Raw genomic sequence first — 11,957 nt, forward strand, 5'->3', positions numbered from 1 at the left:
AGAGTGAGAAATAATGAAGCACAACGTGTTCGTGTATGATTTTTTGCGGATTGAGCCGAAGCTATTTTTAGCTTTGGATGAGCCACTTGTGGCGAAAAATCCGCTGGAGGAAAATGGCAAGGCTCTGACTTGCGAATTTTCCGATTAGTTAAATATACAAATTGTAGGATAAAATCTTCCACATAACCAACTTGCGTAGCAATTAATTATACACGTTGTTAGAGGCAGTTTTTATTACTATTCTAATTCCTTTAGTTTAGCTTGAGCTTCTTGATTTCCGTCTATTCCAACTGCTTTTTTATAGTTGTTAATTGCTTCTGATTTGTTTTTTTGAGATAAAAAGTAATTCCCTAAAGCAACAAAACTTTTTGATTCATTAGGATAGAAATCAGCATTCAGTTCTAAATATGCTAAAGCTTTTTTAGGAAGATTATGTCCATCTAACATAAAGAACCCAACTTGATTTAGTAATTCCCATTCAGGTTTTACTTCACGTTTCATTTGAATGCTCAATTTTTTATAGTGGGTTTTAAAAGGCTCTGTTAATTCTTTGGCAGAATATTCTTTTGGTGTGTTAAAACGCCACATTTCTGGGAATGGAAACCAAGAGAAAATAGACCGCAATCCATTATACTGGGCTGGAACAACAATGCTTCCGTGGTCTTCATTCTCAAAGTATTCCCATTTAAAATTAATCTCTTTATTATTTTTCACTAATAGGTCGTGAAACTTTAAATTGGCTCTAATCTGTTCAGTAGGAACTGTTTTGTCTCTTCTAACTTTAACCGTGTCCATTGCTTTGCCAATACTATTAGCCACCGCTATATATAATGATTTTTCTTTTCGATTTCCTTTATTTAGTTGTTCTTGAGTTTCTTTAACCAGATTTTCTTTGTCCCACCAAAGACTTGGGTCAATTGCCAAATAATTATCAAAAGAATTTTCGTTATGTAAGTATGAATAAAGTACAAAAAGACCTCCTGTAGAATGACCAATAATGGTATTGTTGTTTTCGGTTGGGTATTTATTGTTGATATACGGTTTTAATTCTTGATTTATGAATTTTAAAAAATTACTGGCACCTCCAGAAGTTTCCGATTCGTGTCCGCGTTGAAAAGGAACATTAGTATTCGTAAAATCTCTTGTTCTATCCGTATTGGTAATGCCAACTATTATAGATTGAGGAATTTTGAAAGGCGTTAGCTGCTTTTGCATTCCAGTAATAACATAAAATTGTTGAGATGCGTCCAATACATAAATAACTGGATATTTTTTAGTGCTATTAAAGTCCTCAGGTGTATGTATCCAAATTTCTCTTTGCTCTTTTAGTATTTTGGAATATAAGCTATCAACTTTCCCAACTACTATTTGCTTTTCGCTATTTTGATTAAATTGTGCTATTCCTTTGAAACATAGGAACAAGGTAATTATGGTTATTACAATTTTAGACTTTCTCATTTGTTTGGTAAGGTTTTAGTTTGTAATTATTTCTTTTGGATAATTGACAACATCAAAAATAATTCCAGACTTGTCCTTTTTACCTATCGTGTTTTTTTAAATTGCCTCTAACGTGTTCGTGTATGGTTTCGTGCGGATTTTCAGCTGAAGCGCTTTGCGCTCAGATGAGCCGCTTGCGGCGAAAAATCCGATGGAAAAAAAGCGTGATGCTGAGCGACGCGAATTTTTCCACGAAACTAAGATAGTTAAAATGTAGGAATAAATCTTTCACTTAACCATCTGCGTTAGCATGAACTATACACGTTGTTGTAGTGCGTTATTTACGCAATATTATTCGTATATTTTCCAACAGCTTTTAATTCCGCTATTCCACTTTCTTGTTCAGCTAGTACTTTCAATTCTCGACAAAATACATCAATCGAATTTGGTTCAATTATCAATTCCATTGTGAGTTTATCTTTCTCTTCTTTTCTGTATTCAGTTGCAACATTTTCTTCCATTGTGATTTGCAGTCCGCATTTTCCAGTTATTCCGATTTTATAAAATTCCATTTCGAAATAAGCGTAGCTGTCTTTTTCTCCGCAAGAGTGAGTCACTTTATCTTTTCCAAATGGAAATCCATTAAGCTCATTTACAAATTTGAGTAGAGAATCAGATACTTCATAAACTTCCGTAATGCCAGAGTATCGTCCATTATTCGCCGAAACTTTTAATTCGAACATATGCTCATCTTTCCAGACAACTTCTAATCTTAAATATCTTTCGTTCATTTTTTCTTTAATGCACTACAACGTGTTCGTGTATGATTTTTTGCGGATTGAGCCGAAGCTATTTTTAGCTTCGGATGAGCCATTTATGGCGAAAAATCCGCTGGAGGAAAATAGCAAGGCTTAGTCTTGCCAATTTTCCGATTAGATAAATATACAAATTGTAGGATAAAATCTTCCAATTAACCAACAATAGCAATTAATTATACACGTTGTTACCTGCTGGCTATCTTATAAATCTTAATTATGTTTAAAGTAATTATACTAAAAAGATAAATTCAAAAATTTCACCTTTGTTTTTAAACTGTTAAGTTCTATACTTTTATAAAGATTATTATATCTTCTTTGTACTTGTGCTACTATAATTCCTGGGTGTTTTTGGAATTTTTTACTCAAATGCATAATCAATTCACTATCAAAATTGGGATATTGAAATAATTCGTTTCTCTCTTTATCTGATAATAGCATTCTAGCTGCAAAGGCATCAGCTTCTTCTTCTTTTTCAATATCAGGAGTAATACTTTCAATACCATCTATAAATATATCTTTTTTACCATGGTATAAAACATGTCCTAACTCGTGGTAGAAAGTAAACCAAAATGCATTATAATCTTTCTTTCTATCTGTCATTTGAATAAGAGGAATACTATTGTTTTTAATCCATCTAGTTGCACCATAAATAGGAGCTTTTGCAATACAAGGAGTATATACTAAAGCTACACCACAAGAAGCACACAATTCTTGTAATTCTTCCAGCCAACTATCTGAATGCTCATATGAAATTTGTTGAATAAGATTTAAACTATTGCGCAATAATTTTTTATCGAATGAAGCTACATTTATTTTATCTGCTTGTAATTCTCCTATACGTAACCAAACTGAAATTGCTTGTGGTTCAGATGTATGGCGTAGCTCAATTTTAAAGGCGAGCGAACTACCATTGTAAATATCTGACCATTGAGTGGGAGAAGCGACTCTAAAAAATTTCAGTAAACTATTAGCTAATTCTGTTTTTTTACGAGAATCAGGAAGTAAACCAAAAGACTTCATTTTGGCTAAAGGAAAAGATGACACCCAATCTTCGCATTGCTCCAAATGCTCCATTTGTTCAATCTCTAGTAATTCATCCTGATAGTTGCGTTCCAAATTGAGCCAAAAATTTGCAGACACTCCTAATACATACTCCAATTTTGTAGCTGTTTCCTTGGTAATAGGTGCTTTTCCTTTTATTAATTCATTTAGTTTAGGAATAGACCTACCTAGTCGCTCTGCCAATTCTGCTTGAGACATGCCAATAAAGTCTATGTGCTCTTGAATACTGTCGCCTGGACAGGAGAGTAAGGTTCTTTTTAATTGTAAATCAGTCATAATAATTCCTTTTAAGTTAGTGAGGGTCTTCTATAGACTCAATACTTATAATGGTTATTTCTTTTAAATTAATTCCACCATCTTCTAAGGTTGGTATAGGATCTTGATTAATTATAAATAAGATTCTCCAATTTTCTTGAATATCTATTGACCAAGTACCTTCACCTTTTCCTTTGTGTTGGTGTAATCTCAATATTGGTAATTTTGAGATAACTTCTAAATTATCTGCACTTTCAAGCTGGATTCTTCGTTGTTTGATTTTTTTTGCCAATTTGCCATAACTTTTAGCTAACCCTTTATCGGTAGTAAGTGACTTTTCCAGTTTGTTATTTTTGTACGATAACTCCATTGTAAATGCAAAAACTTTGCCGCAAAATTACAAAATTATTTACTTAAAAGGTTAATGATTTTTTATTTTTTTAATTCTTGCTAAAAATTTAGCATTGAAATACAATTTCAGTAGAATAGGTTTTCACAGCTTGCAGGTAACGTGTTCGTGTATGATTTTTTGCGGATTGAGCCGAAGCTATTTTTGGCTTCGGATGAGCCACTTGTGGCGAAAAATCCGCTGGAGGAAAATAGCAAGGCTCTGACTTGCGAATTTTCCGCGAAACTAATATACGAATTAAAGTTAGCTTGTTCACTTAACCAACATTGCGTAGCAATTAATTATACACGTTGTTGTGCATAGTATTTTATTCCGCTTCCCATTTGTCAGTTCTTTTGAAATCATCATTTATAGATAAATAGTGGATGGCTAAAATCAATTGAACATTCGGGTCGTTTAAGTTGAAATCTTTTTTATTATTCAGAATATTCGAATAATTTAAATACAATTCATTAAAGTCTCCAGCAGCACTAACTCTGTCTGCATATTTTGCAATTGCAGTATTCGTTTTTCCTAATTCAATTAAATAGCTTATATATTTTCCATTAACTGGACAAAGACTTTTTAATTCAGTTCCGCTTTCAGGATAAATTGATTTACAAAAAGCCCAAATTTCGTCAAAAGTAGATTCCGAGATTTCATTATAAAGCTCTTTTTGTTTATCAAAATCAATATTATTCCAAAATCCGCTACCTGTTGCTTCTAAATATTCGTGAGGAGTTCTTTCGTAGCAAGTTTTAAAATCAGATTCCATTCCCAAACACATTTGGTTTTTAAAGAATTCAGTTATCTTATTTAAATCAGATATTTGCTCTGTTGTAAAGTTGTTTTTTAATTCAGTTGTTGAATATTGAGATTTACAAGAAAAACTTAATTGTAAAATTATTATTCCAAATATCAATGTTAACGTTTTTCTCATATTATGCACAACGTGTTTGTGTATGGTTAGTTGCGTGTTTCAGCAACTAATTTAGTAAACAAAAACGAACGCAAGAAAATTCCGAAGGAATTTTCCAAATAAGCAACGACCAAAGCAATTAATTATACACGGTGTTGTACCTCGTTTTTTTTCAGTTTAGTAATTCCGATTATTTCTGTCAATCTTTTTAATCCGTTTCTTGAAATAATTCTAAATGCTAATTCCGTAAAGACAAATCGAAAAACGACCAATGCCATTAAAGTCGGAAATATCAATGAAATTATTATCTCTTTTTCCTTTGTGAATAATGCTATTGTAAATCCGATTATTGGGAATAAATATATAAGCGATAACATTATTCTAAATGCCTTATGAATCCTAATTTCAAGAGTACCTTTTTTCGATTTCAGCGTACCTTCTAAAATACAAAAAGCTCCTCGACCAGGTTTTGATGAGATTATTTTAAATCCTTTATTATCAACTTGTCCGATAAATGTTTTTTTAGTCCATTCAGATACGAGTGAGTCAGTTATCAGAGTATTTTTTTCCAATTCCGATAATGCATCTGTACTTTCTTTTGTCAGTTCAAACACGTAATTATTAGTCGGAAATATTTTCATTCAGCGTTCAGTTTGGAAATGAGGTACAACGTGTTCGTGTATAATTGTGTTACGGAAAATCAGTATGATTTTCCGATGAGTACACAAGTTAATTAATTCCGAGGATTTTCCGATAGGGAAATCAGAAGTAATTAATTATACACGTTGTTGGCCTTTCGTTATATTAATCACTAAACAAATCATTTATCCTGTCAATATCAGAGTATGAATCTGAAGTAGAACTATTTGTTCCTCTAGGTCTATCATCGTAATAGTTATCAGCTGAACTTATTTGGTATTCAAGGTAACTTTCTTCTAATCTACTAGCTAAATCCGAGCTATCGATTCTTAAATCTGAACTAGATATATATGGACCTTTTGAAAGAAATCCCATATCCTTAAATATATCTAATTCATCCATAATTATGTAATCTATATCATCGTCTAGTGTAAAACCAGTAGTTTCTTCATAATATTCTTCATGTCCAACTTGCACATACTCTGTATTTGGTGAGTATTCATATTCTGTAATATTATCAACAATAATTTGTTCAATAGTTTCAGATAAATAATCTATTAAAATTTCAGAAACTTCTGCATTATTCTCATTTATAAAATCTTCATAAGATTGAGAATAATCATCAAACAAATCTACTATTCTATTATATCTATATTCGTCACCAGCTGAATTATACAAATCAAGAATAATTGAATTCCAATTATCTAAAATAATATGGTTTAATTCACTTATATAAGAAATTCTTTCAAAAACATTTAAGAAATCGTCAATATTTGAATAATGAATATCTTCTAATCGTAAATTTTTAAATAGACGAATAATAACTTTCTTTTCAACAACTCCGCGAAATAGAATTAATAGTGTATTTAGATACTTCAAGTCGAATCTCTTAGAATCCTCAAACTCTCTTAACTTTTCTTCATTTTTCAGAAGACTTTTATAATATTTTCTTCCTTCATCTTTATTAAAATTTAAGTAATCTTCTCGGTTAGGATGAAATATGTTTATAATTTGATCAATAAACACTATTCCTTGTATTAGTCTTATTTTTTCAATATTTGACACCTTCAAATAATTAATAAGAAAATCAGATATAGAAGGATTGATGAAAGAAATTATAGTAGTTTTTTGTTTACCATCATAACTCGTTTTTAAGTACGAACCTTCAAGATTTCTTAGTGATTCATTAAATGAATTATGTTTAATTTTATAACCAAAATTTTCTACTTCATTTTCAACTCTAGCGTTATATGCTTGCTCCAATATGCTTTTTGAAGACTCGCCTCTCAGTGTAAACAACGAGATTAATAAAAACCTTTCTTTGTCGTCCATTTGATTTTCATAAGAACTTCGCCAAATTTCCTCTGGATTATCCAAATTGGTCATAATAAAATTTAAATAATTTTCAGGTGAAACATTATTCAAATGCACTTTGTTTGTAAAAAACTCAATCAATCTTGGATTATAACTATCGTGCTCAATAATTTTAAAATAGCTTTTATCTTGAAAAATATAATCACGGTATTTTTCATCTAGATTCCCAAAATAAATATGATTGTAAAGAATCTTAGCTTTTTGAAGAAGAGAATATTCATTTAGATATATTTCAAAATTTGATTCTTCATGTAGTTTATTATATCTTAATTTTTCATAAGCTGACAATGCTTGATTCAAAATTGTTGTACGAGTTGTTAGAATCAGATACTTATTTGGATTTGCTCTAACGCGACTAATAAATCTAATTAATGAGTTTTCTTTATTTCTAGGGTTTAATATTTCATAAATATTTGAGCCAAGAAAATCATCAAAGTAAATTATTTGTTTTTTATTTTCATCTGGTGATAATAAATTTTCAGCTTCACTAATTTTATCTTCTATTACTAAATGCTCATAGCCATTATTTATAAAATCCAAAATAATCATTTGTGCTAATGTAGTTTTTCCAACTCCTGGAGCACCTGTTACTAATAGTATTTTTTGAGTTTTTAGTATTGCCGTAGCCTTATCATGAAATTCAGTCTTAACGTAGTGGCTAATTTTATTTTCTAACTCAGTTGCTAAATATGTAGATTTTAAATAAGAACTATGATTCAAAATATTCGTTAAAATTGAGCTACTTGAAAACCATAACTTAAAATGGTTTCTTTCGATATCTTTAAACTTGGAAAGCATTGTGTTAATTCTTTGATTCCAATAGATATCATTTATACTTTTAACATAAGGATACAAAATTTCTTTTATTTCCTGTGATTCAGAAGGATTTAACTCTAACGAAGTAGCAACTATGTAACGTTTAGGCTTTAACTTTTTAATTTTACTAAGTTCTGAATTTTTAAGTTGAAATTTTAATTGAGCAAATTCAGAATTAGCGTAATGTTTTACTTGGACAATTATTTTATTATCAATAGTTGTAGAATATCTTAAATCGATTCCTTTGTCTTTTCCAGATTTGAAATTTTGAAATTCAATTTGCATTTCAGCTGAAAGCAAGTCTCGAATTAAAATCTCAAATTCCTTGTCATTTAAAGTTTTAAAATTATAATTACTCATTTAAAATTGTCAATTCGAGGTTAATAGTTATATGCTGTTTCTTAATAATGAAGGCCAACGGTTTTGTGTATGATTTCGTTGCGTGTTTAAGCACTAAAGTTAGCAAATAAATCACAGATAGAAAGTCCGCGAGGACTTTCGTAAGTAGGCTATAACTAGCAATGAATTATACACGTTGTTGCCAACTGGCTTTTAAATTCGCATTATATTATCAACTTTACTTTGAACATTATCAATGCTTTCAAAAAAGGGAACTAGTTCTGGTTCTATCCAACGTATTAAATCGTAAAGCTTTGCTCGAATGCTCATTGTTTCAGTACAATCGATATTGTTCCCATTGAAGCATAATGGTTCACAATGATTAACTCTATTTCTAAAGTTTCTGATGTCATCTAGTTTTGAATAGATACTTGCTCTATCTTCTATTGCAGGTTTGTTTACGAAAATGTGTATTGGTTGTCCAGCGATTAATGAGTAGTGGTGAGCAAGAAACAAGGCTATCCAAAAACCAAATGTTTGGTCTGAAATAATCTTTCCACTAGTTATTGGAATACCTCTTCTAGTTAATTTGTTTTCCGTTTTTATTACGGAACGTCTTAAAAAGTAACGTGAATGAGCCAATGTCGCATTTCTCATAAAACCATTTTTTTGATTTATTATCCAATCAGTATCAACAAAATGGCTTGAAAGCTGTAAATTTAAACTGTTCCTTAATACGACTTCAAATTGAGTCAATATTGGATGCATAGCTTGAGCTAACCGAATATTTGCATTATATAGTCTTTTGGCTCTATTTTTGTTGTTAGTAGTAGCGGTAAGATATCTGTTATGCCTTGGTCTGGATAAGTATTTATTTCGTAATTCATTCCTCATATGTTTCGCAATATCGAGAATTATTTGTATATTTGTACCATATAGATTTAGTAAAGCCTCTTTCTTTATTGAAACGTAACTAAATAGAAGATATAAAAAAGGAACTCTTAATTGAGTTCCTTTTTTGTTTTCGGCTTGTTCTCAACAAGCTTTATTTCATTATTTCAGTCAGATAAACGATTCCGAAAACCCAACCAATGTAGAGTAGAGTATAAGTCAGCGAATAAACTGCTGAAATTCCAATATCGCCTTTCGTATCTTTTGATTTGCTAAAAACAAATTTTAATGCTCTAAAGAAAATCCAATATAACATTGCTAAAATTATAAAAAGTGAAAACCAAAAAACTGCTTCCAAAACGATTAGCAATACAATGAATAAGATTGACATTCCAATCCACAATAGAATAGATAAAATCAGCCCTCCAATTCCATCTCCAACTTCTACACTCGGAATATCCATAGTTGGTGAGGTTCTACCTGTTAAATCTCCAGTTTTAAAATTCCGAAATTTCGGAAAATCGTCAATCAGTCCAATTCCTTTATAGAGACCATAAGTCATAAATAGAAAAAGAGCTGTCGCTATAATTCCGAGAGACAAATAGAGGTTAGAAGTCAGACTTCGGTTGTAATTAATTCCAGTTAAATAAACAGTCAGAATTGTAATTCCGATTACGAGTAATGAAACTATGAAAACGGATTTTCCTTTTAAATAATTCTGTTTAATTTTCAATTCAGAGGTTTTTGGTCAGCTTGTTGGCAACGTGTTCGTGTATGATTTTTTGCGGATTGAGCCGAAGCTATTTTAGCTTTGGATGAGCCATTTCTGGCGAAAAATCCGCTGGAGGAAAATGGCAAGGCTTTGACTTGCTAATTTTCCGATTAGATAAATATACAAATTGTAGGATAAAATCCTGTTCTTAACCAACACAAGCAATTGATTATACACGTTGTTGTACGCTGGCTTTTTTAAATTTTAGGCACTTATACAAAAATGGTCGATTAATTTTCAGTTCATCGCAAATTTGGCTTTTATTAAATCCTTTTAATTCTAATTCGATAATGTTTTCAATAATTTTATTTATTTCCTTCGAAGGTTTTATTATTCCATTTTTAATTTTATAATCTGTTATTATTTGAGAACAATAACTTGGTCTTATTTTTAATGTATTAGAAATTTCTCCATTGGATCTTTCTTTTAAATATAATTCAATTATTTGTTTTTTTATTTGATTTGAATTCTCTTTTGTTTTTCTTTTTGAAGTATATTTTAAGCCATTTTTTTCAATAATTTCAATTATTTTATCAGATCTAGAAACTTTTGATAATTCTTTAATTTTTTCAATTCCAATACCTTTTCGAAATAATTCAAGCACTTTGTTTTCCTGTTTCTCATCTATATAATAATCTGTCTCTCTATTTATAAGTGATAAATTTATTAATTCATTTTTTATTGCATAAAAGAGAGATTTAAAACATCCAACTTCTTTAATAATTTTCTGATTAGTAAAGTTACATCGACCTTTCTCGCACATTAATAGAAGAAGTTTTATTTTAATTGATTTGCTTAATTCGGATTCTAAAACTTGTGTAGGATTATTAAAATCACTTGTCCAATCGAGGTCTTTTGTTTTTTTGTAATTATTAAGATTTATTTCTTTTTCTAAAGTTTGTTTTATTTTTAAAAGACCTTTAATTCGTATTAATCTTATTTTTTTGTCTTTACAATACTTATTCTTTATCCTATCGTGTTTTTGAGTGTGTTCTGAATAGTATAAATTATTTTTATCTTGAGAATCGTGTTGTTTACCATCGAGTTCAATAATTGTATTTATTTGTGGTAGATAAAAGTCAAAAGGTAATGGGTTTTTTGAACGACAATCATCGAACGTCTTTTGCATTTCAAATTTTATATTTCTATCATACAGTAATTTGTATGTAAATAACTCTAAACTACTCATTCCATTACCAATGAATAATTGTGTGTCAGATAACTGAATAAAGTCTGACCAGTTGGTTTTGTAGTATCTAAATGGGTCGGATGGTAATTTTAATTCACTAGTCTTATTGTATTCTTGGTAGAACTTGCTATAATGTTGAGATGCAATAACTCCATTTTCTAAACACTTTTTTCTTGCTTCTACTAGTGTCATAAATTCATAATTCCTAGCGTGAATTCCTATCACATCTGCGAAATATTCGTACCCATAAACTTGCCTGATTCTTTCTGCTGAAGGAAAACGACTAGGAACATTAGCATTTACATATTGATTTATTGATTCAATTGAATTTTCAGTGCACCATTTTTTTAAATCAGCAATAAATTTAGGTTCTAATAATTTATCTTCTATTCTAGGTTTAGTTTTAGAGCGTTTAAATTCAAAAAAATCTTTAAATGATTTTCCTGTTTTTTCAATACATAATTTATTTAAATCAATATTTCCAGGAATTCTAATAATCTTTTGATTCTTGGCATTTTTAAATTTGTGAAGTGTATTTATATTTAAGTTATCCAAAACTTCTTTTATGTGTTGAAAGGTAATTTCGTCTCTTAAAATCTGTTTGTTAGTCGCTTTGAATTTCATTCGCGGGTTTGTTCAGCTTGCGTACAACGTGTTCGTGTATGATTTTTTGCGGATTGAGCCGAAGCTATTTTTAGCTTTGGATGAGCCACATGTGGCGAAAAATCCGCTGGAGGAAAATGGCAAGGCTCTGACTTGCAAATTTTCCGATTAGATAAATATACAAATTGTAGGATAAAATCCTGTTCTTAACCAACACAAGCAATTAATTATACACGTTGTTGTATGTAGTTTTTGCTTTTAAATAACCTCATTATTGGTTTTTAAAGTATTATAATCATTTTCAAACATTCTCATAACTTCAATAGAAGGAGGTTTAATTTCATATTCTAAATCACTATTTTTCATTATTTCTCTCATATCTTGTGCTTTCTTATTTTTCCAAAATCCAGCTTTAGTGAATCCAATTGCACATATTTGTCCATTTTGCTCAAAAG

12 protein-coding genes are annotated in these 11,957 nt (G+C 30.1%); all 12 read right to left on the reverse strand.

The window, feature by feature from the left end; translation table 11 throughout:
• The coding region (locus tag ACFS5M_RS12685) for a hypothetical protein (protein WP_379899016.1) at window positions 1–182 on the reverse strand (182 nt) is incomplete at its 3' end.
• 55 nt (window positions 183–237) lie between these two features.
• Window positions 238–1,458 carry an alpha/beta hydrolase gene (locus tag ACFS5M_RS12690; protein ID WP_183490552.1) on the reverse strand — a complete coding sequence of 407 codons (1,221 nt, stop codon included), beginning with the start codon at window positions 1,456–1,458 and terminating at the stop codon, window positions 238–240.
• Between the two features lie 320 nt (window positions 1,459–1,778).
• The gene (locus tag ACFS5M_RS12695; protein WP_183490549.1) at window positions 1,779–2,228 is read right to left on the reverse strand and encodes a hypothetical protein; all 450 of its coding nucleotides are present in this window, start codon (window positions 2,226–2,228) and stop codon (window positions 1,779–1,781) included.
• Between the two features lie 261 nt (window positions 2,229–2,489).
• Window positions 2,490–3,593, reverse strand: a complete 1,104-nt coding sequence (locus ACFS5M_RS12700; RefSeq protein ID WP_221267603.1) for a HigA family addiction module antitoxin — start codon at window positions 3,591–3,593, stop codon at window positions 2,490–2,492.
• Between the two features lie 16 nt (window positions 3,594–3,609).
• The gene (locus ACFS5M_RS12705; RefSeq protein ID WP_379899019.1) at window positions 3,610–3,864 is read right to left on the reverse strand and encodes a killer suppression protein HigA; all 255 of its coding nucleotides are present in this window, start codon (window positions 3,862–3,864) and stop codon (window positions 3,610–3,612) included.
• Between the two features lie 424 nt (window positions 3,865–4,288).
• Window positions 4,289–4,900: a hypothetical protein gene (locus tag ACFS5M_RS12710; RefSeq protein ID WP_183490543.1), complete on the reverse strand. Its 612-nt coding sequence runs from the start codon at window positions 4,898–4,900 to the stop codon at window positions 4,289–4,291.
• Window positions 4,901–5,022: 122 nt separating this feature from the next.
• Window positions 5,023–5,520 (reverse strand): hypothetical protein, encoded by a 498-nt coding sequence (locus tag ACFS5M_RS12715; protein ID WP_183490540.1) that lies wholly within the window; start codon window positions 5,518–5,520, stop codon window positions 5,023–5,025.
• 163 nt (window positions 5,521–5,683) lie between these two features.
• Entirely contained in the window at window positions 5,684–8,068 is a 2,385-nt protein-coding gene (locus ACFS5M_RS12720; protein ID WP_379899022.1) for an nSTAND3 domain-containing NTPase, read from the reverse strand.
• A 192-nt stretch (window positions 8,069–8,260) separates the two neighbouring features.
• Window positions 8,261–8,815 (reverse strand): hypothetical protein, encoded by a 555-nt coding sequence (locus ACFS5M_RS12725; RefSeq protein WP_183490534.1) that lies wholly within the window; start codon window positions 8,813–8,815, stop codon window positions 8,261–8,263.
• 277 nt (window positions 8,816–9,092) lie between these two features.
• On the reverse strand, window positions 9,093–9,671 hold the full coding sequence (locus ACFS5M_RS12730; protein ID WP_183490531.1) for a hypothetical protein: 579 nt from the start codon (window positions 9,669–9,671) through the stop codon (window positions 9,093–9,095).
• A gap of 208 nt (window positions 9,672–9,879) precedes the next feature.
• Window positions 9,880–11,523, reverse strand: a complete 1,644-nt coding sequence (locus ACFS5M_RS12735; protein ID WP_183490528.1) for a hypothetical protein — start codon at window positions 11,521–11,523, stop codon at window positions 9,880–9,882.
• A gap of 237 nt (window positions 11,524–11,760) precedes the next feature.
• A partial coding sequence (locus ACFS5M_RS12740; protein WP_379899026.1) for a hypothetical protein occupies window positions 11,761–11,957 on the reverse strand: 197 nt, incomplete at its 5' end.

This window comes from Lacinutrix iliipiscaria, from assembly GCF_042686125.1.
Taxonomy (GTDB): Bacteria; Bacteroidota; Bacteroidia; order Flavobacteriales; family Flavobacteriaceae; genus Oceanihabitans; species Oceanihabitans iliipiscarium.